The organism is Halotia branconii CENA392, assembly GCF_029953635.1.
Taxonomy (GTDB): Bacteria; Cyanobacteriota; Cyanobacteriia; order Cyanobacteriales; family Nostocaceae; genus Halotia; species Halotia branconii.
Genome location: NZ_CP124543.1, coordinates 3,214,075 through 3,239,905, shown reverse-complemented (window position 1 = coordinate 3,239,905; position 25,831 = coordinate 3,214,075). Strand labels below are relative to the sequence as shown.

19 protein-coding genes and 2 pseudogenes are annotated in these 25,831 nt (G+C 41.3%); 8 read left to right on the top strand and 13 right to left on the bottom strand.

From position 1 onward, the window contains the following. The first annotated feature begins 1 nt into the window (after window position 1). Window positions 2-1,129, top strand: a complete 1,128-nt coding sequence (dprA, locus tag QI031_RS14140; RefSeq protein ID WP_281485755.1) for a DNA-processing protein DprA — start codon at window positions 2-4, stop codon at window positions 1,127-1,129. 42 nt (window positions 1,130-1,171) lie between these two features. On the opposite strand, the gene psb28 is transcribed toward dprA, so the two are convergent. The 3 genes from psb28 to QI031_RS14125 form a co-directional block, all read right to left on the bottom strand. Further along, window positions 1,172-1,537, bottom strand: a complete 366-nt coding sequence (gene psb28 / locus QI031_RS14135) for a photosystem II reaction center protein Psb28 (protein WP_214440874.1) — start codon at window positions 1,535-1,537, stop codon at window positions 1,172-1,174. Between the two features lie 18 nt (window positions 1,538-1,555). Then, complete coding sequence (locus tag QI031_RS14130) at window positions 1,556-3,028, bottom strand: serine hydrolase (RefSeq protein ID WP_281485754.1); 1,473 nt, start codon at window positions 3,026-3,028, stop codon at window positions 1,556-1,558. 173 nt (window positions 3,029-3,201) lie between these two features. After that, window positions 3,202-3,942: an RNA methyltransferase gene (locus QI031_RS14125; RefSeq protein WP_281485753.1), complete on the bottom strand. Its 741-nt coding sequence runs from the start codon at window positions 3,940-3,942 to the stop codon at window positions 3,202-3,204. A 352-nt stretch (window positions 3,943-4,294) separates the two neighbouring features. Between QI031_RS14125 and QI031_RS14120 the strand changes: the two are divergent. From QI031_RS14120 to QI031_RS14105, 4 genes and pseudogenes are all read left to right on the top strand, one after another. Next, a pseudogene (locus QI031_RS14120) lies at window positions 4,295-7,499 on the top strand (phosphorylase b kinase regulatory subunit alpha/beta). Between the two features lie 189 nt (window positions 7,500-7,688). Beyond that, window positions 7,689-8,396: pseudogene (locus QI031_RS14115) on the top strand (Uma2 family endonuclease). A 31-nt stretch (window positions 8,397-8,427) separates the two neighbouring features. After that, entirely contained in the window at window positions 8,428-8,997 is a 570-nt protein-coding gene (locus tag QI031_RS14110; protein WP_281485752.1) for a Uma2 family endonuclease, read from the top strand. A 155-nt stretch (window positions 8,998-9,152) separates the two neighbouring features. Next, complete coding sequence (locus QI031_RS14105) at window positions 9,153-10,742, top strand: glycoside hydrolase family 57 protein (RefSeq protein ID WP_281485751.1); 1,590 nt, start codon at window positions 9,153-9,155, stop codon at window positions 10,740-10,742. Window positions 10,743-10,999: 257 nt separating this feature from the next. Here the strand turns inward: QI031_RS14105 and QI031_RS14100 are convergent, their stop codons facing one another. Further along, window positions 11,000-13,441 (bottom strand): AMIN domain-containing protein, encoded by a 2,442-nt coding sequence (locus tag QI031_RS14100; RefSeq protein WP_281485750.1) that lies wholly within the window; start codon window positions 13,439-13,441, stop codon window positions 11,000-11,002. A 143-nt stretch (window positions 13,442-13,584) separates the two neighbouring features. On the opposite strand from QI031_RS14100, the gene QI031_RS14095 reads away from it, so the two are divergent. Then, the gene (locus QI031_RS14095) at window positions 13,585-13,782 is read left to right on the top strand and encodes a hypothetical protein (RefSeq protein WP_281485749.1); all 198 of its coding nucleotides are present in this window, start codon (window positions 13,585-13,587) and stop codon (window positions 13,780-13,782) included. 82 nt (window positions 13,783-13,864) lie between these two features. Here QI031_RS14095 and QI031_RS14090 read toward each other — a convergent pair whose 3' ends face one another. From QI031_RS14090 to pilM, 3 genes are read right to left on the bottom strand one after another with little or no spacing between them, the layout of a single operon-like run. Then, on the bottom strand, window positions 13,865-14,626 hold the full coding sequence (locus QI031_RS14090) for a pilus assembly protein PilO (protein WP_281485748.1): 762 nt from the start codon (window positions 14,624-14,626) through the stop codon (window positions 13,865-13,867). After that, window positions 14,623-15,393 carry a PilN domain-containing protein gene (locus QI031_RS14085; protein WP_281485747.1) on the bottom strand — a complete coding sequence of 257 codons (771 nt, stop codon included), beginning with the start codon at window positions 15,391-15,393 and terminating at the stop codon, window positions 14,623-14,625. The genes QI031_RS14090 and QI031_RS14085 overlap by 4 nt, the downstream gene beginning before the upstream one ends. A 4-nt stretch (window positions 15,394-15,397) precedes the next feature. Next, on the bottom strand, window positions 15,398-16,504 hold the full coding sequence (gene pilM / locus QI031_RS14080) for a type IV pilus assembly protein PilM (RefSeq protein ID WP_281485746.1): 1,107 nt from the start codon (window positions 16,502-16,504) through the stop codon (window positions 15,398-15,400). Window positions 16,505-16,654: 150 nt separating this feature from the next. Here pilM and QI031_RS14075 point away from each other — a divergent pair, with 150 nt between their 5' ends. Continuing rightward, window positions 16,655-17,956, top strand: a complete 1,302-nt coding sequence (locus QI031_RS14075; RefSeq protein ID WP_281485745.1) for an ABC transporter substrate-binding protein — start codon at window positions 16,655-16,657, stop codon at window positions 17,954-17,956. A gap of 280 nt (window positions 17,957-18,236) precedes the next feature. Here the strand turns inward: QI031_RS14075 and QI031_RS14070 are convergent, their stop codons facing one another. From QI031_RS14070 to QI031_RS14050, 5 genes are all read right to left on the bottom strand, one after another. Next, a complete protein-coding gene (locus QI031_RS14070) occupies window positions 18,237-19,343 on the bottom strand; it encodes a sensor histidine kinase (RefSeq protein ID WP_281485744.1) in 1,107 nt (368 codons plus the stop codon). A 6-nt stretch (window positions 19,344-19,349) separates the two neighbouring features. Beyond that, entirely contained in the window at window positions 19,350-20,516 is a 1,167-nt protein-coding gene (locus QI031_RS14065) for an FIST signal transduction protein (RefSeq protein WP_281485743.1), read from the bottom strand. 118 nt (window positions 20,517-20,634) lie between these two features. Continuing rightward, the gene (pyrR, locus tag QI031_RS14060; RefSeq protein ID WP_281485742.1) at window positions 20,635-21,171 is read right to left on the bottom strand and encodes a bifunctional pyr operon transcriptional regulator/uracil phosphoribosyltransferase PyrR; all 537 of its coding nucleotides are present in this window, start codon (window positions 21,169-21,171) and stop codon (window positions 20,635-20,637) included. A gap of 64 nt (window positions 21,172-21,235) precedes the next feature. Further along, entirely contained in the window at window positions 21,236-22,207 is a 972-nt protein-coding gene (gene cbiB, locus QI031_RS14055) for an adenosylcobinamide-phosphate synthase CbiB (protein WP_281485741.1), read from the bottom strand. A 150-nt stretch (window positions 22,208-22,357) separates the two neighbouring features. Next, window positions 22,358-22,801 (bottom strand): Rrf2 family transcriptional regulator, encoded by a 444-nt coding sequence (locus QI031_RS14050; protein ID WP_281485740.1) that lies wholly within the window; start codon window positions 22,799-22,801, stop codon window positions 22,358-22,360. Between the two features lie 368 nt (window positions 22,802-23,169). Between QI031_RS14050 and QI031_RS14045 the strand changes: the two genes are divergently transcribed. Continuing rightward, complete coding sequence (locus tag QI031_RS14045) at window positions 23,170-23,583, top strand: AbrB family transcriptional regulator (protein ID WP_281485739.1); 414 nt, start codon at window positions 23,170-23,172, stop codon at window positions 23,581-23,583. A 181-nt stretch (window positions 23,584-23,764) separates the two neighbouring features. On the opposite strand, the gene QI031_RS14040 is transcribed toward QI031_RS14045, so the two are convergent. Next, window positions 23,765-25,669 carry a chloride channel protein gene (locus tag QI031_RS14040; RefSeq protein WP_281485738.1) on the bottom strand — a complete coding sequence of 635 codons (1,905 nt, stop codon included), beginning with the start codon at window positions 25,667-25,669 and terminating at the stop codon, window positions 23,765-23,767. Window positions 25,670-25,831: the final 162 nt, after the last annotated feature.

The following is a 25,831-nucleotide window of genomic DNA, read 5'->3' as shown; positions in this document are numbered from 1 at the left end:
AGTGGTAGAAGAACGCGCGTATTGGCTAGCTTGGTCAAAAATTTCTGGAATTGGGCCGGTATTACTACGACGATTGCAACAGCACTTTGGCACATTAGCAACAGCTTGGCAGGCAAACAAAGCTCAGTTAGCAGAAGTCGAGGGTTTTGGGTTTCAAACATTAGAAAAAGTAGTACAACAGCGATCGCGTCTTCATCCAGCACAACTACTCACGCAGCACCAGCAAGAAAACCCCGATTTCTGGACACCAGCAGATGCAGATTATCCCCGCTTATTGTTAGAAACTCCCAGTCCTGCGCCAATTTTGTACTATCGTGGTGAAGTTGATCTCCAAGAAAACCTCGGACAAAAACCGCTAGTTGGGATTGTAGGAACCCGTCAACCCTCAGAGTACGGTATCCGTTGGACTCGCCAAATTAGCACAGCTTTAGCTAAAAATGGCTTTACAGTTGTTTCGGGGATGGCAGAGGGAATTGATACAGAAAGCCACTTTGCTGCAATCAAAGCTGGCGGACGAACGATCGCAGTCTTAGGGACGGGTGTAGATGTGATCTATCCCCATAAAAATCGGGATTTATACAAGCAGATTTTGAGTGCTGGGTTAGTTTTGAGTGAATATCCCAGCAAAACTCCACCAGAGCGGACTCACTTTCCTCGCCGCAATCGGATTATTGCTGGGTTAAGCCGCGCTATTTTGGTGATAGAAGCACCGTTAAAGTCTGGCGCTTTAATTACAGCCACCTATGCAAATGAATTTGGCAGAGATGTCTATGCCTTACCAGGTAGAATCGACGATCGCCCATCTCAAGGGTGTTTAAAGTTACTCTCTCAAGGCGCTTCTTTCATTCTCAAAGATTTAGATGAACTGTTAACAATGTTGGGAGCAGTACCACAGCTTGATATTATGGATGCTTCGCCTATACAAGAACAATTAACTTTGCCCAGTTTATCACCAGAACTACAACAAGTAATGAATGCGATCGCCTGTGATGCTTTATCTTTTGATTTTGTTGTCCAACAAACAGGTATGGCGGCTGGTTCTGTTTCTAGTGCTTTATTACAATTGGAACTTATGGGTTTAGTCTCGCAATTACCAGGAATGCGATATCAAAAAAATGGGCGACTGTAAAAATATAGCGATAAATGCCAGTTAGCCATTACGAATTACGAATTACGCTTTATATTCCATCCCATTAGCTTCAGAATAACGATGCATAAATCGCATGAATCTTTCCATGTGTTCATCTTGCTCAACTTCAAATTTGCACTCTACCCGCTGTAGTTCATCACCTTCATCACCTCCAAAAATGAATCGAGTAGAAGAAGGAGTAACGCTAATTTCACCTTCTTCGTCGGTTAATAGCAAAGAATTTAAAGATGGTTTAGTAAAGCTATTGAATCTTTCTAAAGCTTGTAATTGATTGAAAATCATTAAAACGATGCGTTTGCCAGTACGGACTTCACGTCGCAAACTGACATTACTGAGTTCTTCAAAAATACCTGCAAAAAATTGAATTGAGGGAGTGGTAGATTCCATAAGCGTAGAATGCAAACTTTATCTGGGAGGATAATATTGTGGAGAACTATTCATCTGCGTAGGATTTCCTACAGTAGGAGTGATCATCGGAGATGGATAACCAATTATGGGGGCTGTATTTGTAGTATTGCTTGGTGCAGCATTTTGGCTGAACTGTTGATAAGCTGCACGAGAGATAGAGCTAATTAATTTTTCGGCACGGGGATCATTAGTGGGGCGTTTGACCATCACAGCAGCTATGTAGCGTTTGCCAGTGGGAGTATCAATTAAACCTGCATCTGCCAACATTGTGCCAATATCGCCTGTTTTGTGATAAGTTCTTGCACCTGCTTCCAAACCAGCTGGTAGGAGATTATCTCTTTCTGTACGACGCATGATATCAAGCATTAAATCACGCGATCGCATACTCACAAAATTTCCTTGATTAACTATAGCCATCAAATTTGCCAACTCTTTGGGGCTAGTAGTGTTTGTCCCTTGCAAATCCGGAAGTTGATTGCGAACCATTGTGGTTGTCAATCCCCAACTGCGAAAACGCTGATTCAGCATCTCTATACCTCCTAGTCGGGCAATTAGCATATTGGTTGCTGTGTTGTCGCTGATGGTAATCATTTTTGTGGCGACTTCTAAAGCATTATACTGAGTGCCAATCGGTTGGTATTGCAGATTTCCCGAACCGCCAGCCACCATATCTTTTTGCATGGTGAGCATTTCATCCAGGCGAATTTTTCCGGTATCTACATCTTGAAAAAAGGCAACCAAAATTGGTACTTTAATCGTGCTAGCAGCAGGAAAACTGGCACTGCCATTCAAATCAACATATCCACCAGTATCTAAATCAACTAAGAAAACTCCAGGTGTGAGAGTTGAATTTGTTGCCGCCAAACTCTGCACGGCATTTTTTAAAGGTAAAATTTCTTGAGATAAATATAAACTTGCAGTCGCAGTTGGAGCATCTGGAGTAGATTGTGACTGAGTTTGTCCAATATTAGTACTAGATTGCGCTGAAGAGGTTGGGGCTATGCGAGTAGCTGGATCTAAAATTGACAACACTGTGCCGACGATCGCACCCATGCCAACTCCCACAATCAATAACCGCAATAGATACAATAGGGTTCTGGCCATTGGCTTTAACCGCGTCTTGCGTGACACTCGTCTGCCTATTTTTTGTACAGGTTTTTTCTGTACCCGTACTGTCTTCAAATTCATAGTGTTGGGGTTGAATGGTGGAACCTTACCCTTGACGTGAGGAGTTGGTTTCACGACCGTAGGCATAACTACCCTAGATCTTGATCTTTGTGTTCCAGCAGCAACACCAGGGGAACTTGCATGATTGTTTACACGTACTAATGCTGCTTCTACAGGAACATGTTGCTGATTAGGAACTTTGACTTTTTTTGGTTCTACTTTTTGAACTTTACGCGATCGCTGGCGGCGGTTTACGGGTTGACCCCGCGAGAAAGTTCTTAGTTTGTCACTTGACTCTGACACTTTTACTCCTTGTGACCCACTCGAATTTTTCCTTGCAGACTCCCGACCCAAAACCCACTGCTGAAGTAGCTTGATGCGGAAATCACCTTTTGCTACTTGGTAGCATTTTCGTGTTCAGTTTAAGCCATATTAACTATTTTGGGGGGATAATTGCGTACATGTTAAACGATGTATTATAAATTTTCATCTTTTCTATGGGTTTTCATCGCCCATTCTACCTGTCGTAAAATTCCTAACAGCATCGTCACCTCTTTGGTTTGCAGGTGAGTTCGATTATAAAGTTGCCGGAATTTTTCCATGCGGCTGGCTGCCGTATGAGGATATAAATATCCAATATCGAGTAGTAGTGATTCTAGTTGTTGGTAGTACGATTCTACAAGTTCTAGAGGTGCTAATTCAGTTTCCTTTGAGGTCTGAGTTTCCGGTAAATCTGCATATTGTGCTAGTTCATAACAGCAAATTGCTACCGCAGTAGCTAAATTCAAAGATGCATAACTTTCATTTGTGGGAATGCGAATAAACCGCTGGGCGTAATTTAATTCTTCATTGCTCAATCCCCGATCTTCCCTACCAAAAATCAGCGCTGCGGGTTGGATGGGTGCTTCTAGTAACCAGGGTAGGGCGGTGCGAGGATTTTCTAAAGGTGCTTCCCAATCACGTACACGAGCAGTAGTGGCGATCGCCTTGACACATCCCTGCAACGCTTCTGGTAATGTGGCGACAATCACCGCAAATTCTAAAATCTCTTTGGCATGAACTGCCATTCTTAAAGCTTCCGCCGACAAATGATCGCATTGAGGATTAACTAAAACTAATTGCTGTAAACCGAAATTTTTCATAACTCTGGCGATCGCTCCAACGTTAAGGGGGCCAGCTGGCTCTACCAACACAATTCTTAACCCGGCCAATCCCATTTTGCCTCCCAGCATTACACCAGAAAATCTGTTGTTTTATTGTAGCTGTGCTATGGACAGCATTCTCAATTAGTTAAATTTCATCAATATGCGATCGCGTTACCCACTTCTTCAAGGAGTGTCAGTAATAGTACTTCGGCTGCGCTCAACTGCCGCGAAGTCGAAACTCAACTACCGCTAGCCGAAGTGTGGTCAGTAGCAAAAACAACTGACCACTGACTACTGACCACTGACACGAAATTCCATCCCCTTTTAAGGGTGGGATGAGCTTAACACCAGTTACAGAATAGGTTAAGATAATTTACCTCACAGCTACAGGGTGAGATTTCGCAAGCTGCCTTTAATTGAGATTATGAAAACAGCCATCCAATTGCAAGCTCGACTGGAACATTACTACCAGCAAATCAAAACAATTATCCTGGCACGTCAGAATCCAATTACTGGTTTGCTACCTGCAAGTACGGCAATAACTGCCCACGGTGATTATACAGATGCTTGGGTACGAGACAACGTTTACAGTATCTTGGGTGTTTGGGGTTTAGCACTGGCATACCGCAAAGTTGACGAAGATCAAGGACGTACTTACGAGCTAGAACACAGCGTTACTAAGCTAATGCGCGGGTTGCTGTTTGCTATGATGCGACAAGCTCATAAAGTAGAGCAATTTAAACATGCTCAGTCACCACTGAATGGATTACATGCCAAATACAATACTGCTACTGGTGACATTGTAGTTGGTGACGATGAATGGGGACATTTACAACTTGATGCCACATCAATATTTTTACTGATGCTGGCAGAAATGACTGCTTCCGGGCTGCAAATAATTTATACACTGGATGAAGTAAATTTTGTCCAAAATCTGGTTTATTACATTGGACGAGCATACCGCACACCAGATTACGGAATCTGGGAACGAGGCAACAAAATTAATCGCGGCAACGCTGAATTGAATGCCAGTTCTGTAGGCATGGCCAAAGCCGCCTTAGAAGCGATCAATGGGTTAGATTTATTTGGTGTACGTGGTAGTCAAGCATCGGTAATTCATGTACTGCCAGATGAAGTGGCCCGTGCGCGGATTACTTTGGAATCTCTATTACCGAGAGAATCTGGTTCTAAAGAAATTGACGCGGCTTTGTTGAGTATTATTAGTTATCCTGCCTTTGCAGTTGAAGATGAGCAGTTACGCGATCGCACTCTGAACAAAATCATTAATAAACTCCAAGGCAAATACGGCTGCAAACGCTTTTTGCGCGATGGACACCAAACCGTTCTAGAAGACATCCACCGCTTACACTATGAACCGTGGGAACTTAAGCAGTTTGAACATATTGAATGTGAGTGGCCTTTATTTTTTACTTATTTAGTTCTTGATGGATTGTTTTGTGGCGATCGCCAGCAAGTGCAAAAATATCAACAACTTTTAGAATCATTACTTATAGAACGTGATGGTTTACATTTATTGCCAGAGCTTTATTATGTGCCAGCAGAAAATATAGACGCAGAAAAGCTAGCACCCCAAAGTCAACTTCGTTTACCTAACGAAAATGTACCTTTAGTTTGGGCGCAGAGTTTATATTTTCTCGGTCAAATGCTCAGTGAAGAATTACTTGCAGTCGGAGATATTGACCCTTTAGGCAGACACTTATGTATAGGCAAAAATCGCAAGTCTATGGTACAAATTGCCTTATTAGCAGAAGATGAAGATTTACAAGCAAAATTAGAAGTCCACGGCATTGAAACTCAAACACCAAAGCAAGTAGAACCAATTCAAGTGAGAAAAGCTGGGGAACTTTCAGTTATTTATACTCAAATTGGGCGTAACGACAAATTTGGTTTAACTGGACGGCCAATCCGACGACTACGGAGTTTAACAACATCGAGATTTTTTCGTATTCATGGCGAAACAATTGTCTTTTTACCGTCGTTTCTAGATTCTCAACAGTTTTATTTAACTCTTGATTACCATTTTCTGCTAGATCAAATTAGAAGTGAACTTGCTTACATTCAAAATTATTGGAGTGAATTAGGTCGTCCCACCTTAACTTTAATGTTGACGCACACCATTTTAGAAATTGGTTCTGAAGCATTAGTTAGAACTAATGCAGGAACTGAAAAATGGCATTTGTAACGGTGTGCAGGTGAAATTAGGGCGGCTCAATCAATTAATGCTTACAGCCAAAACCCAACGGATTGATTTTCTCCAAGATGATAATTTTTTCCAGCCTCCTGTCAAAGATGCTGCACCCCATTGTTATTATCTGGCTTACCACCCTGGCAAAAGCTGGCGCTTAAGGCATACCCAAGAATTTCAGATGGAGTGCGAAACTAATTTGGAGTTGTTGCTTTCTTCTTTGCGCTCATCGGAAAATCTTTACGAGCAAATTGAATTATTGCAGACTTTGACTCGTTTGCAGGGATTAGATTTTGATACAGGATTTGGCGGGCCGTTATCTCGTGTCAGCACAGCCGATTTACTCGATGAAGTATATACCAAAGCAGGAGATTTAGGCATGTGGGCAATTGTACGTCGGGCTGCGGGGTTGCGACAAATGGTTGATATTGGCTTGTCGGATACTGTAACGAGTATTTTGGTAAGAGGTAAGCAAATTGCAGTAGGTAGAGCTTACAGTGAAGCATCAGTCATTGCTGTACCGATGTCTTATAGTGAAATTACTGAGAAAATTAATAATTTTTGTCGTGAAGATATCCGCGATCGCGTCCTCACACAAGAAATTCTCATTTATCTGGGTATCCTCGTCAGATCAGAACCAGAACTGTTTCAAGGATTGTTGACGCTAAGAGTCGGTTATTTGATTTTGCTGATTACAAGCGAACTCGCACAAGAATTACATGTTACCCAAGATGAAGCTTACGAACGCTTGATGGAACTTCCGCCATTTGAAGTAAAAATGCGCTTGCATCAGGTGTTAACTGGTTATACAGGTATGAGTAATTTGTTACGCAAACAAGAATCACTCCACGTTAAGCAAAAAGAAAGTGACATTGCTTGGGTAGTGCAACCCACGATAGAAGAAGAAACAGAAGTTCCCGCAGGAGGTTGGCGCAGATTCCGCCAAGCCGAGGGAGCGCTTAACCGTGTGCCAAAGAACTTTTTTCAGCAAGTTTGGCTATTAATGAAGCATTGTAAGGGAGTAGTAATAGGCGATAAGTTAGAGCGCCGCAATCGTTTAGATAGCGAGGTGATGCTATCGGAAATGACAGCCGGAGAAAGGAATTTTGCTTTACTAGTCGAGCATTTATTGAACAAAATTGAAGCCCCAGAGTACCGTCAAGTTAATATTGAAGCCTTAATAGAATTAGCCGCGATCGCCGCTAATAACCCCAGCTTGCAAATAGAAGAATATATCGTTTTGGATGTGTTGATCGGTCACGCAGTACGTTTAGCGTGGCTAGATGGACATCCCGAAAGAGGCGATCGCTACGACGAAGATAAAGGCAATGCATGGCGATCATTTTATAATACATCTCCTAGAGATTGCGTTAGTTATATTCTCAAGGCGTTTAGGTTCTTAACTGAATTTGTCAAAGCATAAATTAAAAAACAGAGCAAGAAAGCTATTAATTTAAATTGATTATTCAGCAAAAGGCGATCGCGTTACCTACTTCTAAGAGGAGTGTCCGTGATAGTACTTCGGCTCCTTTCGACTGCACTCTTCGACAATTAGAGAATCGCTATAGGATAGAGATAAAAAAGTACGTAGTTTACCGCCGCAGGCATCGCTATGTCTCAATCTCTTACCAGCACATCTCAAGCTGATGTCACTGATAGTATAATTTTTCCACCAGGTGATATTTACAGTGACGAACCACCCTTGGAATCTGACTTACACCGCGAACAAATTGATTTACTAATCCGCCTGATTAAGTGGTGGTGGCGTGATCGCCAAGACTTCTATGCTACTGGCAACTTGACTATTTATTTCAGTCCTAACCAAAAAAAGTCAGAAGAATTTCGAGGCTCTGATTTTTTTGTAGTTTTAGATGCAGAAAAAAAAGACCGTAAAAGCTAGGTTGTGTGGCAAGAAGACGGCAAATATCCAAATGTGATTATAGAATTATTATCTGATTCCACTGCCTCAGTTGATAAAGGGCTGAAAAAGCAGATATACCAGAACACATTTCGCACTCCTGATTATTTCTGGTTTGATCCGGTTAGCTGGGAATTACAAGGATTTCACTTAATTGATGGTCAGTATCAAGAACTGTTACCTAGTCCTGATGGTTGGTTATGGAGTCAGCAGTTAGAGCTATATTTGGGAGTTGAGTCTGGTAAATTACGTTTTTTTACTTCAGATGGGCAAATAGTAATGTTGCCAGAGGAAGAAGCTAACCAACAATTACAACAAGTTAACCAACAGTTAGAACAGGAACGTCAACGGGCTGAAATATTAGCACAAAAGCTAAGAGCCGCAGGCATTGAACCTGAGTAAATATTCCAATTAAGTGTGGGAAGATAATGCTATGAACAAAATAGTATCTGATCCAGTCCGTTGGACAACCTCTGACTTAGAATTACTCGCAACTGATGAATGGAAGCGCTATGAAATTATTGACGGAGAACTATTTGTGACTAGAGCGCCTCACTGGAGACATCAAGGCTCTGCCGGTAATATTTATTTGGAATTAGAAATTTGGTCTCGCTCTAGTGGACTGGGAGAAACTCGTCAAACTCCTGGAATAATTTATACAGATACTGATAATGTCATACCTGATGTAGTTTGGATTAGTCGTGAACGTTTAGCACAGCTGCTAGATGATGAAGGGCATTTGAGAGGAGCGCCAGAACTTGTTGTAGAAGTGCTTTCTCCTGGAACAACCAACGAACGTCGAGACCGAGAAGCCAAGCTGAAGCTATATTCATCAACAGGAGTGCAAGAATATTGGATTGCCAATTGGCAATTACAGCAGCTAGAAGTGTATCGCAGAGAAAATGCTCAATTGAAACTGATAACTACTTTGTTGGCTGATGACGAAATTACATCACCATTATTGCCAGATTTTCGTGTTCAGGTTCAGCGCTTTTTTTGCTAATCTAGCGATCGCTCTTTAAACTCAGCTTCATCAACAAGCTGGTATTAATTATAAAAAATCAGTAAATACTGCTACGATCCCGATAAAGTCTTAAAATATTGTTAATTTCTGCTAACCCCTGACTTTCAACTTACAAGTATTACCCCACAATAACTATGGCTATCGGCTACGTCGCGCTTGTACTTCATGCACATTTACCCTTCGTTCGTCACCCAGAAAGTGACTACGTGCTGGAGGAAGAATGGCTTTATGAAGCCATCACCGAAACATACATTCCTTTATTGAAAGTATTTGAGGGCTTAAAGCGAGACGGCATTGACTTTAAGATTACGATGAGTATGACACCGCCTCTGGTGTCAATGCTCCGTGATCCCTTACTGCAAGAACGCTATGATGCACACTTAACTCAACTCGAAGAATTAGCAGAGCTAGAAGCTGAACGTAATATCAATAATGGGCATATTCGTTATTTAGCCGAACATTACGCTACTGAATTTAACGAAGCGCGTCAGCTATGGGAACGCTACAACGGTGACTTGGTGACAGCTTTTAAAGAGTTCCAAGACACTAATAATTTAGAAATTATCACTTGTGGAGCTACTCACGGCTACTTACCGTTGATGAAAATGTATCCGCAAGCGGTGTGGGCGCAAATTCAGGTAGCTTGTGAACATTACGAGCAAATATTTGGCAAAGCACCCAGAGGTATTTGGTTGCCGGAATGCGCCTACTATGAAGGTGTAGAGCGAATGCTGGCAGATGCTGGCTTGCGTTATTTCCTTACTGATGGTCATGGCATTCTTTATGCTCGTCCACGCCCCCGATTTGGTACTTACGCACCAATTTTTACAGAAACTGGTGTTGCAGCCTTCGGTCGAGATCATGAATCTTCGCAACAAGTATGGTCTTCTGAAGTGGGCTATCCTGGGGCTGCCGAATATCGAGAATTTTACAAAGATTTGGGCTGGGAAGCAGAATATGAGTATATCAAGCCCTATATCATGCCCAATGGTCAGCGTAAAAATACAGGCATTAAGTATCACAAAATTACTGGACGCGGCTTAGGATTGTCAGATAAAGGACTCTACGACCCTTACTGGGCAAGAGAAAAAGCAGCCGAACATGCTGCTAACTTTATGTATAATCGCGAACGCCAAGCCGAACATCTCCACGGCATCATGCAGCGTCCGCCGATTATCGTTTCGCCTTACGACGCAGAGTTATTTGGGCATTGGTGGTATGAAGGCCCTTGGTTTATTGATTATCTGTTCCGTAAATCATGGTATGACCAAGGAACTTATGCAATGACTCATTTGGCAGATTATTTACGAGCAGAACCGACTCAGCAAATTTGCCGTCCTTCGCAATCGAGTTGGGGTTATAAAGGTTTCCACGAATACTGGTTAAATGAAACAAATGCCTGGATTTATCCGCATTTACACAAAGCAACCGAGCGGATGATTGAAATCGCTCACTTAGAACCAGAAGATGAGTTGCAGTGGAAAGCCTTGAATCAAGCTGCAAGAGAACTTTTATTAGCACAATCTTCTGACTGGGCATTCATTATGCGAACTGGAACAATGGTTCCCTATGCTGTCAGAAGGACGCGATCGCACTTGATGCGGTTTAATAAGCTGTATGAGGACGTGAAAATTGGCAAGGTTGACAGTGGTTGGTTGGAAAAAGTTGAGTTAATGGACAACATCTTCCCCGAAATTAACTATCGTGTTTACCGTCCGTTGTAATTGAAAAATAGTAGGTTGGGTAAAGCGCAAGCATTACCCAATAAAATCCTGTTAATTAGTTGTTAGATAGAAAATTTTGTGTTTTTGCTAACCTTTCAAGGTGACTCGAAAAATCTTTGCTTTCCTCTCTGCGTTCTCAGCGTCTCTGTGGTTTAAAAGTAATTTATCTAACCACAGAGACGCTGAGGTAACAGAGGTAAGAAGTTAAAAAGGGGTTTTCTTGCCAATATTTTTACCCACCTTGAAAAGGCTACTGTTTATCGCTTAGGTGTGTTTAACCCTCGACGCTCAAGTATTTGCCGCACCTCTGGACTGGGGGTGTAGTTATAACCATAGGAAGAGTTTTCAGAATCATCCATAACTTGAGGTGTCAGCAACACTATTACCTCGTTACGCTGATTCTGCCTGTTTGTTCTTCTAAACAGTGAACCAATTAATGGCAAATCACCCAAGATGGGAATTTTAGAGACACTTGTCCGGTCTTGGTCTTGAATGATACCTGACAAAATGAGCGTTTGACCATCTCGTAGGCGAATTGTTCCAGAATTAAGAGAACGCTCAGATACCAAAAATATTTGTTGGCTACCACCTCCTCCAACATTGATACTAGCTGGAGCTTGAGGTGCTTTCACAACAGGAGCTACTGATAGAGAAACAAAGCCATTATCGTCAATTCTTTCAACTTTAACAGCTAAAGTTAAACCTACTTTGTCTTTATCCGCTGAGATAGTTTCTGTAGCAAGATTCGCATCGCGAACTATTTCCCTTTTAATATTGCCTACAACTTCTTGAGTCAAGTTAACGTTAGCGGTTTGACCTTCTTGCACAATTAAGGTTGGGTCAGTCAAAATTTTGGCATTGCCATTGGTAATCTGAGCTTGCAAACTAGCGAGAAACCGTTTAGGGAATTGAAATAAAGTTGGCAAAGATGCGGTAGCTGTACCGAGAGTGCCTTGTGTGATACTAGATGTACCATCTGCGTTCCTAGTAATAATGTTATCGGTTGCAGGAGTGATATCCGTGAAACCCGGTTGTAGTGGGTTTCCATTGCCAGTAGGCGCAATAGGTTGATAGAAAGAGCCACTTCCTGGGTTTGCAACTCTAACAGCATTGCCGTTTTGGTCTATTACTACTGTACCTGGGGTAGTTCCTGGAATAGATACAGAGCCGTTGGGGTTAAAGAAAGGTGTTCCTGTAACAGGATTTGTGATTACTGGCGTACTAGTTACACTACTTGCCACTTCAGCCCCGGTAGCAGGTCTGGAACCACCAAAATTAAAAGATGCTGCACCACCATCATTAGTAAAGAAATTATTGCCAACCCCAAAGGAAAAACTGGTATTTTGATCCTGAGTGTTCAACAGGTTAACATCGATAATCTTGACATTGACTACTACCTGACGACGGCGAATATCCAGCTGAGTCAATTGAGACATTGCCACCTCAATTAGTCTGGGAGGGCCAATCAAGGTTAGAGAGTTAGTACGTTCGTCTCCTAATGCTTGTAATCCTCTTAGTAAAGGCTTTGAGTCTTTAAATTCAGCGCGTTGAGTTTCTAGCTTGGTTTCTGTAGTGGTCTGAGTTTGGGTAATAGGAGCAGCTCCAGCACCCACAGGCACTGCATTAACACTGGTAACTTGGCGTTCACGACTGACAGCACTTTCTGCGCCTAAGCCGACCAAAAAATTTAGTGCAACCCCTACTGTTACCTGATTAAGGCGCATACTACGCATGACCATATCACGGGTTCCATTGGGTAAGTTAGCTCCAACAAAAACCGTGCGACCACTGCGGTTAGCTTCTAAACCACTCATTCGCAAAACGTAGTTAAACACATCTTGCACTGGCTCGTTTTCTATATCTAGAGAAATTGTTTGAGAAACAGCCTGACCGTCAGTAGAAGTCGCTCCAGCAGCTTGCTCACCACCTACATAAGCCAGATTTAGATTAGCAGCACGGGCAAGTAATGATAAAACCTCGCGCACTGGTGCATCTCGTAATACTAAGCGAGGAACGCGTTCTTGGGTTCCCAAATCAATTGTGCTAGGAGATGCATCGGTAGTAGAGATGGCAATATCTCCCACTGGTGGGGCGACGGCTCTAGGCAAGAAAGGAGGAGCTTGACTGATAGGTTGACCAGGACCAGCTGGCTGGGCAGGTTTGCCGTCAATTGTGACTTGTGGATTAGGAACAAGAACATCTGGCTTTTGACCCGGTAGCGCTGGAATAGAAGCAGGTGGCGCTGTCGCTGTTGAGGGTGCTGGGGGTGTTGGTACTGACGCTGTAATACCTGTGGAAGGAGTAAAGCTGAGAGTAAGACCGTTTTGCTTTCGCACTACAGGTTGAGTGTTGGGTGCATTCTTGCTACCAGTCACCGTTACTCGAATACTATTAGCATCAAGCTGACCAACTTCAACTGAAGCAATTCCGGGAGATGGATTATCTTTGCGGAAACTATTGCCTTTTGGCAAACGTAGTTGAGTATTAATAATATCTGTAACTAAGGTGTTGCCTCTTTTGGTGGTAAAAACTTGCGGACGCGACCCTGTAGAAGTTTGCAAAATAACGCTAATTCCACCATCAACTGGACTTAGCTGTACATCATTAACTTGAGTTATCTGTGCCGAAACTGGTTGAGCTGCCAAATATAAAAAAGCGGCAGTACCCAATATTAAACTATTACCGTGAAGCTGTTTCACAGTTCATTCCTCACCTTATAAAACTAAACAAACAATTTTTTAGAGTTTGTAGTAAGTACTTTAGTGCTTATATTTTGTAGTAGCGTGTCTAGTCTAAAAGAGTGCATTAGGTGTAGGTTGGGTTAAGCGCAGCGCAACCCAACATGGATAAAGGTGTTGGGTTTCCTTACGTCAAACGCCACTTACTACAAGTCGGCAGAGCCGACGACAGTCGCCTCAAGTCGGGAAACCCTTTCGGCAGTTCCTCATGGGGGAAACCCCCAAGACCGGACTGCCTCACCACGGCGCTGTCTCCCCAACGCAGTGGCTCCCCAACCTACAATTTTTTTGCATCAATTTAGCCTTGTAAGTCCACTACTACTTTTGCTATGAGCATTATTAGAAATATTCTTTTTTCTACTCAGCACTCAGCACTTTTAACTTTTACTTTTTAGGTGCTGCTTGAGCAGCAGCAATTTCTTCTGGATTAAGTGGCATCAATGCCTGTATTTGAAAAGCGGTAGTAATCGGTGCGGGGCCTATTCTACGTACCACTTTGCCTAACTGATTAATAGCCGCTACTGGAGCCAATGTCGATTGATAGTCTTTAATAATTAACAAAGGCTGTAAACGTTCTATATTACGAATAATTGATTGTGTTTGTTCATAAGTTCCGACGATTTCAAGATTAACGCTGGTGCGTTTGAGTTGACCATTGACTAATGGGCCAAGAGAACCATCAGTAATTATTTCTGCTTGTTGTGAAGCTGGCACAAACTTTTGCAGTTTGGCCGTGACTGCGTTACCAGGAATTTTAATATTGCCAGATTCGACTAAACGATTCAAATCTAGTAGCAAAGTATCTAAGGTTTTTTCATTAGCAAATAAACCTAAAACCTGGATTTTTTGTTGCTTTGCTTGGTCTAAGTCTTCTTTGACCTTGGCTGCTTGTTTGATAGTGTTTTTCTTTTGTTCAAGTTGCCCTTGTAGTTCGCTGCTTTTGGCTTGCTGTTGCTGATAGTTATCCCAAGCTGGCATCACCATATTTAAAAGTATGTAAAATGCCCCAGTAATTCCTGCAACTCCTACCAAAACCCCAATGATTTGCGGGGTGAAAGTCAGACCAAAAAGAACGGGATAGCTTGATGCGCCTGAATCTAAATCTCCGGCTTGTTCGGCAAAATTTAAATCATCACTCAGTGTCATTTTGGAATGACTCCTATTTGTTGCATATTACGAATACGAGCCACTAGACCCACTGTGCCTTTTTTTTCTAACTCCCGCATAAGTTCAGAAGCTGGAACATCACTTAGACTAGATTGGATAGTATATTTAACTATTTGGGGTGGTTTAATCACTACAGCATTATTAGAACTAGCGGCGTTTGGTGGTAGTGGTGCATCTACTAAATTGGCTGAGATAATTTTGCTTTCTGAAGACTTTAAGAACTGAGACTGTTGCAAAATCAACAAGAAATCATTGACATCATTATAAGAACGAGCCAAGCCGTTAATTTCTAGTCCCCCAGCGGGATTGGGTGATGGTTTACCTTCCGCTGCGGGTGCGGGTGGAATTTGCTTGATGTTATCAATTTGTACCGTCGCTGGGATGCGATCGCGCAAATCTTGTAACATAGCTGACCAAGGACGAATCTGGTCAAATACGCTAACTAAACTCTGGGTTGACGCTTTAACTTGATTCGTCTCTTCCCGGATTTTATTAATGTTTCCTATTTCCGTGTCTAACTGCTTGTTTTGCTGATCTAATTGTGCTATTGTCTGTTCTAATTCGCTATTTTTAGCTTGTAAAAACCACCAACCAGTTAACACAAAAAGTGGTAGACAAATCCCTAAAGTAGCTCCCACATAAATTGGTGTTAAATCCCCGACTGGAAGCTTGATTCCTTCCCGTTTTTGAGGACTAGAAACGTGAATTGCGCGGTCTTTGAGAAAGTTAATATCTAGACTGTACATGCTGTTAAACCTCCCTCATGCCTAGACCAAGTACTACTGCTAAGCCAGAACGTCCTAACATGGGGTACTTTTGTTGATCAACTTCCAACGACAAAGACCCAATTGGATCTATTTGGATAGTTGGCAAGCTTAATCTTTGAGTAAAAAACTCATCTAGTTGTTGTAGTCCACCTCCTGGCCCAGCTAATAAAATCTGTGCTACTTCCAAATTTTCACTTTGATTTAAGTAAAAATCGATGGAACGGCGCAGTTCATCTGTGAGTTCTCCTAACACTCTCACCACCGCAGCCATACCAGGATTAATTTCAGTAACCCCAGTTTTGCCGCCATCAATAGGAGTTGAAGGAATCGTCATTCCCTGCAATAGTTCCATATCTCGTGATGTCGGTAAACTCATGGCTCTGGCCAAGGCTGTTTGCATTTGATATGTACCAATAGGTACAGTGCGGGAAAATTGCGGTACTCCATTAATGACGATCGCAATTTCTGTACTATCAAACTCAATATCAACTAACACTGCTGCTTCTTGTGGTCCAAATTGCCGCAGTTGGTCGCGAATTGTCCGAATCAGCGCAAAACTGCTAATCTCTAAAACGTCAATTTGCAATCCTGCCTGTTCAAACGTACTAATATATGTATCTGTCACCTCCTTACGGGTGGCAACTAGTAGTACTTGTACTTTTTCGATGCCATCTTCATCTACAAAATACCCAAGTTTCTGATAATCTACATCAGCTTCTTCACGAGGATAAGGTAAATACAAACCTGCTTCGTGGTTTAACACCATCTCTCGCAGTTCTTTGTCATCTAACTCGGCTGGTACAGGAATGAGACGCACAATTGCATCTCGTCCTGGGACACCAGTCGCCACACGAGAGGCTTTGATTTTACTCTCAGCCAGACCTTGCTGGATTAATTGCGCCATTGCCGGGGGGTCGGTGATTTGACCATCAGTAACAACGCCTTCTGGAACTGCTATTGATGTCAAGGACTCTAGTTTCAAGCCTTGGCGCTGCTTGCGTAGCTGAACTATATTCACCCGTTCTGGTGCAAGTTCAATACCCACCCCTTTATTAGATTTGCCAAATAGACTATTGAAGCTTTTCACCACAGTTATGCCCGCTGGACTGCTAAATTGAAAATCTAAACGACACTAAAGAATGTAAAGAATGGTCTTGGTACTAGGTAATTTATTTAGCCTATAATCTCGACAATTCTGCATAAGCTTTTTACTTTCATCAAGCGTAAAAATACTGGGAAGATGATACAATTGCGAAAATTTAAACAACTAGCTGCTTGGGTACTAATTGGCGTATTGACCAGTTGGATGGTAAGTTGTAGCACCGGAAACGTTGGCACAAATACAAAACAGACTGCTTCAGGAACAGCAACTATTGAGTTTTGGACTATGCAACTCCAACCTCAATTTACCGATTACTTCCAAAGCCTAATTACTAATTTTGAGTCCAAAAATTCCGGTATAAAGGTTAACTGGGTCGATATACCTTGGGCAGCTATGGAGAACAAAATTTTAACAGCTGTCTCCGCAAAAACGCCACCTGATGTTGTTAACCTCAATCCTGATTTTGCTTCCCAACTTGCTGGTCGAAATGCTTGGTTAAATCTAGATACCAAAGTCTCAAACGAAGTCCGTTCCTCCTATCTACCGAATATCTGGAAAGCAAGCACACTGAATGGCCAGAGTTTTGGTATACCCTGGTACTTGACTACACGGCTAACCATTTATAACACTGATTTATTAAAACAGGCAGGTATTAATAAAGCACCTACTACCTACGGAGAACTAGCACAAGCAGCGCAACAAATTAAAGATAAGACTGGTAAATATGCATTCTTTGTGACTGTTGTACCGCAAGATTCTGGTGAGGTGATAGAGTCATTGGTGCAAATGGGTGTGACTTTAGTAGATTCTCAAGGTAAAGCTGCTTTTAATTCTCCTCAAGGGAAAGCAGCGTTTCAGTACTGGGTAGATTTGTATAAAAAAGGTCTACTACCAAAAGAAGTTCTGACCCAAGGACATCGCCACGCCATTGATTTATACCAAGCTGGCGAAACAGCATTTTTAGCTTCGGGGCCAGAATTTCTGAAAACGATCGCCAATAATGCTCCAAAAATTGCTCAAGCTTCCGCGATCGCACCTCAACTTACAGGTGACACAGGTAAGAAAAATGTCGCTGTGATGAACATAGTTATTCCCCGTGAAACCAAACACCCAGATGCAGCTGTGAAATTTGCTTTATTTGTGACGAATGATGAAAATCAGCTAGCTTTTGCTAAAGCTGCCAATGTCTTACCATCCACAGTTAAAGCCCTGTCTGATAGCTACTTTAAAGATGTTCCAGCCGATGCTTCAACAGTAGAAAAAGCACGAGTTATTACTGCCGAACAACTGCAACAAGCAGAAATATTAACCCCAACTTTAAAGGATTTCAACAAATTACAAAAGGCAATTTATGAAAACTTGCAAGCAGCTATGCTAGGAACGAAAACTGTAGATCAAGCCGTAGAAGATGCGGCGCAAGAGTGGAATAATCGCGCATAAAAAATATGCAAAGGAACAGGGGTTTTTCTCTGTTCCTGATAACTGAGTAAGTCGGTGAAATAAAATCAAACTATGTGAATAAAAGTAAATAAGGCTCAAACTCTTTCTCCTCCTGCCCTTGGTCACTGAGTTTCGACACTTCGACAGGCTCAGTGCAGCGCTGCGCGGCAATCGAGCGAAGTCGAGATTCAACTACCGCGAAGCCGTTCTCCGAAGGAGTTCCCGAAGGGTAGGGCTGTCCCCTGCTTTATCCCAACGATAATTATTGACATCGACCTATTTATAATAGTTTTGACTGTCGAATAGGAATTTGAATGACAAATTCTGCTCCAGCTTCTGGTGCTGAATTGCAATGTATTTTACCACCATGCAATTCACTAATAATTCGGTAGCTAATTGATAAACCTAAGCCTGTTCCTTTGCCTACATCTTTGGTTGTAAAAAACGGATCAAATAGTTTTGCTTTAACTTTGTCATTTATTCCTAAACCATTATCAGCAATCCGAATTTCTACCCAGTCATGACTAATGATATCTGTATTAATGTGAATTTGCGGATTTTTGGGATTCAGTTGATTGTTATTAATCATTTTCCCATTAACTACTGATAAATTAGTATTTATAAATGACTCTTCTAAAGCATCAATTGCATTAATAATAATATTCATAAACACTTGATTTATATGTCCGGCATAACATTCTATTAATGGCAATTTTCCATATTTTCTAACTACTTGAATGCCTTGCGGATGATTTTGAGATGGTTGAAGACGGTTATTTAAAATAACTAATGCACTTTCAATTCCTTCATGAATATTTACTATTTTAAACTCTGCTTCATCTAAACGAGAAAACGTGCGGAGTGACTTGACAATTTCAGCAATTCTTTCTGCACCTATACTCATAGACTGAAACAGTTTTGCAGAATCTTCCTTGAGAAATTCGAGTTCAATTTTTTTAATTTCTTGTTTAATAGCAGCTACTGGTTCAGGGTAATAATGCTGATAAAGTTCTACTAATCTGAGTAAGTCTTGAAAATATTCATGAGCATAATTCAAGTTTCCGTAGATAAAACTAACTGGATTATTAATTTCATGAGCAATTCCGGCTACCATAACTCCAAGAGCAGACATTTTCTCAGATTCTACCAGTTTCATCTGCAAAGCTTGTAAGTTTGCTAATGCAGTTTCTAGTTCATGACCTCGTTTTTCTAGAGCGATTTGTGACTCTTCTAATCCTCGAATCACACTTTTGAGAACTGATTCTCTAAGTTCGCTAGCGTTCTCAAGTTGTTGTCGATCTGCTTCGGAACGGTCGAGTTTTTTTTGGAGAATCCGAACGGTTTTTTCTAACAGTTTTAGTCTGCTCTCGTAGTCTGTAGGTTCCATAAGTCTCTACTTTGTTCCCAGAAGTAGAGTAACAAAAGTTTCTTGATGATAGTAAGTTGAACCTTGATGTTCTAATGGTGCAAATTCACCATAGGTATAAAATCCACCAACAGGTACTTCTTCAGAGAGCAAATTTTTGACAAGTTGATATTCTTCTTTTGCCCTTGTACCTAAAAGCCAACGGCGACAGCAACAGGAAAATAACAAAACTGCTTCTGGTTCTGTTCCCGGATAATTTTTTAAGGCATTTTTTAATGAAACCTCAGCCGCCGCAACAACTTCGTCCCTACTGATATCTGTAACTTGAACTATGGCTTGCTCTGGAACATCTCCTAAAAAATTAATGCTACCAATTTCAAGATCAAAAGTATTAGGTACTCGCATATAGTAGCGATCGCTATCTCCTTCATACACTGCTAAGGGATTTTCCGCAGTTGGTGGGCGATCGCCTAAATAACGTGCATAAAATTCCAATGCTGATTTACCATCAATCTCATAAAGAACGGTTCCCTCAGCCTTGGTGACAATGCTCTTGTGGCCAATGGGTTGCCAACCACAGGCAATTCCATAGGAAAATTGAATATCTCCCGAAAAGATCAGAACTGGTAGGGAATCGGTCAGAACTTCATTGCCGAAAAATTGGTAAGTTTTTTTAAATCTAAATTGATCTCCAGCAGTACCACCCAAAATAGGAACTTGGGAACCCAAAGCTAGTTTTAATCCCTTAAGAATTAACTCTCCATTAGTTGTTGAACCATCTGCTATATAGCTAGCAGGTATAGAAATACACATGCTTGCTGTATGAGTGCTTTTCTGGGTTGCTTGTTGTACTGCTTGGTGAGCAGCAGCTAGTGGGTTATCTTTTGCACCGTACCCTATACCAGCACGGATTTCTATAGTGTCAGAGCAAAAAAGCATCAACGTCAATGAATCTTGTTGAAATCCTAATTTGGAAGAGATTTCACCATCTGTAGTGCAACCAATTAAATCAATTCCAGGAAATACTTGGTCAATTTCTTTTAGGATGAGAGCATGGTCAAAATCAATGGCTGCAAATAACATACCTGCCTGAGGTATGACACCCGCTAAATCTTGAGAACATTGTTCTAAAACTTCTAAAATTGCATCTTGAGACTCTGGATCTTCGCTGTGACCAACAACAACTTTAAACATTTTGATCTCCTATTCTTAGTTAAGTTTGCCCACTTAACACTTAGGAATCACATCAATGTATTTTAAGCATTGGGCGCAGATCTGTACTTAAGTCTCAAGCTTTTATATAAAGGTAAGTTTAATCTCCAATCAATTCTACTGCATCTTTTCCATCCCAATCTTGTAAGTAAACTTTGACAACCTCTTCCTTGGCTGTAGGTAGCTGCTTGCCAATAAAATCTGGGTGAATGGGTAACTCTCGATGACCCCTATCTACTAACACAGCTAAACGAATCACTTCTGGTCTACCGTATTCGGTAACGGCATTCAACGCAGCGCGAATTGTCCTGCCTTTGAAAATTACATCATCTACCAATACAACCGTTTTCCCTGTGAGGTCAAAAGGAATATCTGATTTTGCTGGAGTCCGCAACCCAATTTGGTCAAGATCATCCCGATAAAATGTAATATCTAGCGCCCCTACTGCTACAGATACACCTTCAAGTATCTCTATCTGACGGGACAATAATTCGGCTAATAGCGCCCCCCTTGTATAAATACCGAGAAGTACTAGTTGGGATAAATCACGCGTTCTTTCCACAATCTGAGAAGCAAGACGAGTAACAGTGCGACGGAGGTCTTCTGATGAGAGAATTTCAACTATTTTGGCAGACATAGCTCTAGACCGATACCCCTGAGTGATGAGTTAGGAGTTATAAATTCTAACTTTATATTGATCATTACTTGTTTAAGAGTATTAATAATATAGCGATCGCTACTCCCAACCACAACCAAAAACAATATCGAGTTAATTGCAAAGCAGTTTGAATGTGAGTTGGTTTGATGGCATAAATAGCATCTCCTAAGAGTGGTTTTTGTTTAGCTACCCCACGATACCAATTTATACCTCCCATCTGCACACCTAAAATTGCAGCATAAGCACATTCACTCCAGCCAGAGTTGGGGCTAGGGTCAGCTACTGCATCTCGTCTACAAATTTGCCAAATATACCCAGGTTTACCAGATAAAAGCCCCAGAGTGATGACTGTAAAACGACAAGGTAGCCAAGTCAAGCAATCTTCAAATTTGGCGCTGAACCATCCTAAATGAGTGTAAGGTGCTTCTTGATAACCCACCATTGAATCAAGAGTACTACTGGCTTTATATGCCAAAGCCAAAGGAGCAGCTCCTAAATTTGGTATACAAGCACCAACAATTGCATAAAATAGTGGAGCCATGACTCCATCAGTAGCATTTTCTGTAACTGTTTCTAAAACAGCTCGCAAAATTTCTGGTTCTGAGAGATTTTGGGTATCTCGACCCACATAATTACTTAAGATATTACGGCTTTCCTGCAAATGTCCTGTTGCTAGAGGTTGTAAAACAGCTGCTGCTGCTGTTCGCAAACTTCTAAAAGCAAAACAACTAGCGAGGAGAATACTTTCTAAAGCAATTTCTAATAGCGGATGCAACCATCTGGCAATTTGAATTATTAACCAGCCTACATAACCGCTACCAATGATTAAAATCATGCCTAGTAAAATTCCAGCTATGCGTTGTGTCAAGTGATTTTGCCACAATTGTAGAGAAAATTTGGCGAGGCGAGAAATTACCCATCCCATAACTTGTACTGGATGAAGCCAACCCCAAGGATCGCCAATTAAATAATCTACAATGGTAGCGATAATCAAAATATAAATATTGTTAGCCATTAATTAGTAGTTAATAATCAGTGGAAAGTCAACAACTGACAACACTTCGACCCTTCGACAAAGCTGAGGACAACGCAAGCTACTTCGGCTGCGCTCAGTAGTCAGTGCATCGCTGACCACTGACTACTGACAACTGACAATTGACCACTTTTAAATAACAAAACTAGCTTCCTCCCCAAGTGAAGCTTGCCAGCTACGAGCATCGTAATAGAGATCTGCCAAAGTAATATTGTACAAAGCTTCTTTGAGCTTTTGATTGAGTCTTTGCCAAAGGGTGAATGTTACCCAATCTTCAGTTTGTGCTGGTGTGGGGGTGTGATGAGGTAAATTAGTGATGGTTTCACCCACTGACTCTAAAATTTGTCCTATAGAAATTTGTCCAGGCTCTCGCGCTAATTGGTATCCACCAATGCTGCCGCGAATTGATTTTACTAACCCAGCACGACGCATTTCTATTAGCAATTTTTCTAGGTATGGAGCTGGAATATTTTGGCGAAGTGCGATCGCTCTTACAGAAATAGGGCCATAATTTGGCTGTAAGCTCAAATCTAACAACGCCTTTACACTATAGTGTCCTCTAGTAGTTAACTTCATTTAGTCAATAATCAATAGTCAGTAGTCAAAAATCTTTAGACTCTTGACTAGTTACTAAAAATCAGGTTTGCTTATAATTTTGTGCTTCGATGATCAAGTTGACCAAGTAAATGACCTTTTTAGCGTTACTACTTTAAAAAACTTAAACAAATATAGTTTAGCAGTAATTCACAAACTATATATAGTTATCAGCATTCTCTAAAATAGATTAATTGGCAATATTGTAAATTGTGCAAAAATTTAGTCAATGAGTGTAATATACTTGGCTAGACGGAGATAAAACTAAAGGATTCTGTTCCTAATAGCTCAACGTCAGTTAAAATAAAATCGATTCAACTACTTCAACCATTCATTTTCGACCTAAGTTGATGCCTAAACAGAAAAAAATTGAACCCCTAGTCGGGGAAGAACTGCTCAAAAAAGTTAAAGAGCTAGAGAATGAGAGCAAAGAAGACAAAGCTAAGAAGTGCGGCTACTATACCGTTACCAAAAATGGTATAGAACGTGTCAATATGATGAAATTCTTAAATGCTTTAATTGATGCTGAAGGCATTCAATTAGACAGCGCACCCAATGCCAATGGACGTGGTGGACGCAGTGCTAGCTATAGAATTAGTGTGCAATCAAACGGTAATTTACTGATAGGTTCAGCTTATACAAAACAGATGAATCTCCAACCAGGAGATGAGTTTCTTATCACTTTGGGTAAAAAGCATATTCGTCTGAGGCAGGTAGACGCAGACGATAGGGAAGGTCTTGAAGCGGAAGAAGCTACAGCTTAATTTAAATAGTCAGTTGTCAGTTGTCAGCGATGCACTGAGTTTCGACCGCGCGGTAATCGAGCGAAGTCGAGATTCAACTACCGCTTGTCGAAGTGTTGTCAGTTGTTTATATCTTCCACTGCTCATTAAAAATCTAGTTTTGAGTCAGTTGCTGAATTTTCTACTGACTACTGACCATTGGCTACTGACTATTAACTATATCTGTTGTAGAAATTACTGGTAAATAGTGGTTAAGTGCCTTGCGTGTTACTGCCAAGTTACATGTCAATGTAATCTGTTCCCGTTCTAATAAACCTAAAATGCGTTCATGGTTGTCTCGTGCTACAACTGGTAATTGATGTAAACCTCTTAAAGCCATGCGGTCTAAAGCTTCAGATAAAAGTTCATCTCGCCAAGCATAGAGAATTTCAGTTGTGCAAATATCTATGAGGGATTGACTGGATAAATTACTGGGAATTTTAGTGTCAGAAATGGAGTAATTTTGCCACAGAGAAAGTGTACGGTTAATATCTTCTAGAGAAAGGATACCCACTAACTGTTCTGCTTCATTAACTACTAAAGCACTACGACAGCGATCGCGGATCATTTCCATAGCCGCCTCTAAGACATTTAGGTTTGCAGATAATTTTTTGGGGCAACAAAGCATGGCATCTTCTACCAAAATTTGTTGAACAATTTCTGCTTGTTCGTCTTTCAAAGCCGAAAGACCAATTCGTTGTAGATTAGAATTGGCATTAAAATTTGGCTGAATCCTTTCCATTAGCCAAACACTTAAGCCCACTGCCGCCATCAAAGGTAAAACAATCCGGTAGTCGCGCGTTAATTCAAACAGCATCAAAATAGCCGTTAACGGCGCTCTAAAACTAGCAGCCAAAACTGCTGCCATACCCACCATTGCATAAGCTGGAGGTGCGGCCATTTGTTGACTAATGACGGGGACTAAAAAAACTAAAATTTTGGCATAAGCCGATCCAAAAGAAGCACCTAAAAACATTGCCGGTGCAAATAAACCACCAACAAAGCCACTACCAGCACTAATTGCTGTAATCAGTAACTTTGCTACTAACAGTTCAACTAATAAAAGTAGCGAAAACTCCACATCTTGAAGCATCGCTTCCACAGTTTCATAACCAATGCCTAAAATTTGCGGGAATTGCAAAGCTACTATGCCAATAATCAAACCGCCAATAATAGGATGAATAAATTTAGGAATCTGACCCAAAAAGTTAAAACCCGGCACATCTCCAGCAAAGCAAGCTTTGGCTAAACGAATTAATTGCGTATATGTCAGAGAAACCAGACACGCGCCCAAACCTAAGCCCAGATAAAGCGGTAATTCCAACGGACTCAGAACTTGATAAACAGGTAAGGCAAAAGCAGGTTGTGCGCCCAAACCGATTTGAGCGATTAATGCTGCTACCACGGCGGCTAATAGTACTACACTCACAGCAGAAGTGGCGAAGGATGTAGTCCCCATCACAACTTCTAAAGCAAAAAACACCCCAGCGATGGGAGCATTAAATCCAGCAGCTAATCCAGCAGCAGCACCAGCACCTAAAAGTAATCGCTGTCGCTCTTGAGATACTTGTAATACTAGAGACAACAACATGCCAAAATTAGCCCCAACTTCGACACTTGGCCCCTCTGGCCCCAAAGAAGCACCACTCCCTAAAGAAACAGATGCAGCTAGCATCTTAGTTACTGGTCGTAATTGTCGCTTTACCTCTGTGCCTTGGGAAGCAGCAATTAAAGATGAAAGTCCTGGCCCAAAATCTTGAGTACGCCAGCGCATAAATCCTACGATTAATCCGCCAAGCAGGGGAACGCAAGCTAAAGTCCAAGCACCCCAAATGCCGATCGCACCCATTAAATTTTCCAACATTAAGTGGTGAATCAGCTCAATTAAATAATGAAACGTCACCACGCCCATACCAGTACTACCGCCAATTAGCACGGCTAAAAATAGTACAACGGTTTCTGGAGATAGTTGAAAACGGTTAATCAGGTGTGTGAGACGAACAGAAGATGCAGGAAAGACAGGTTGTTTAGTTACCTTCCTGAAATCGGTAGGAGGCAAGAGAGTCATTAAGAGGTGGGGTAAATGTAAGAAGAAATTTAAGTTTTATCTATTACTTTTCATTGTGAAACATTATTTATCAACCAGACAAGTTGAAAAAATGAATATTGATACATAGTCTATGTTATTTGGTATGATTTGATTTTGTATAATTTTGAGTTCGGTACAGAT

Excerpts from the sequence above, each read along its gene's own strand:
- QI031_RS14095 (WP_281485749.1), top strand. The coding sequence starts at position 13,585 with ATGGATAAAGGTGTTGGGTTTCCTTACGTCAAACGCCACTTACTACAA.
- QI031_RS14065 (WP_281485743.1), bottom strand. The coding sequence starts at position 20,516 with ATGTTTAAAGTTGTTGTTGGTCACAGCGAAGATCCAGAGTCTCAAGAT.
- QI031_RS14090 (WP_281485748.1), bottom strand. The coding sequence starts at position 14,626 with ATGACACTGAGTGATGATTTAAATTTTGCCGAACAAGCCGGAGATTTA.
- QI031_RS14125 (WP_281485753.1), bottom strand. The coding sequence starts at position 3,942 with ATGGGATTGGCCGGGTTAAGAATTGTGTTGGTAGAGCCAGCTGGCCCC.
- QI031_RS14045 (WP_281485739.1), top strand. The coding sequence starts at position 23,170 with ATGCCTAAACAGAAAAAAATTGAACCCCTAGTCGGGGAAGAACTGCTC.
- QI031_RS14105 (WP_281485751.1), top strand. The coding sequence starts at position 9,153 with ATGGCTATCGGCTACGTCGCGCTTGTACTTCATGCACATTTACCCTTC.
- cbiB (WP_281485741.1), bottom strand. The coding sequence starts at position 22,207 with ATGGCTAACAATATTTATATTTTGATTATCGCTACCATTGTAGATTAT.
- QI031_RS14050 (WP_281485740.1), bottom strand. The coding sequence starts at position 22,801 with ATGAAGTTAACTACTAGAGGACACTATAGTGTAAAGGCGTTGTTAGAT.
- QI031_RS14075 (WP_281485745.1), top strand. The coding sequence starts at position 16,655 with ATGATACAATTGCGAAAATTTAAACAACTAGCTGCTTGGGTACTAATT.
- QI031_RS14070 (WP_281485744.1), bottom strand. The coding sequence starts at position 19,343 with ATGGAACCTACAGACTACGAGAGCAGACTAAAACTGTTAGAAAAAACC.
- pyrR (WP_281485742.1), bottom strand. The coding sequence starts at position 21,171 with ATGTCTGCCAAAATAGTTGAAATTCTCTCATCAGAAGACCTCCGTCGC.
- QI031_RS14040 (WP_281485738.1), bottom strand. The coding sequence starts at position 25,669 with ATGACTCTCTTGCCTCCTACCGATTTCAGGAAGGTAACTAAACAACCT.
- QI031_RS14085 (WP_281485747.1), bottom strand. The coding sequence starts at position 15,393 with ATGTACAGTCTAGATATTAACTTTCTCAAAGACCGCGCAATTCACGTT.
- psb28 (WP_214440874.1), bottom strand. The coding sequence starts at position 1,537 with ATGGAATCTACCACTCCCTCAATTCAATTTTTTGCAGGTATTTTTGAA.
- QI031_RS14110 (WP_281485752.1), top strand. The coding sequence starts at position 8,428 with ATGAACAAAATAGTATCTGATCCAGTCCGTTGGACAACCTCTGACTTA.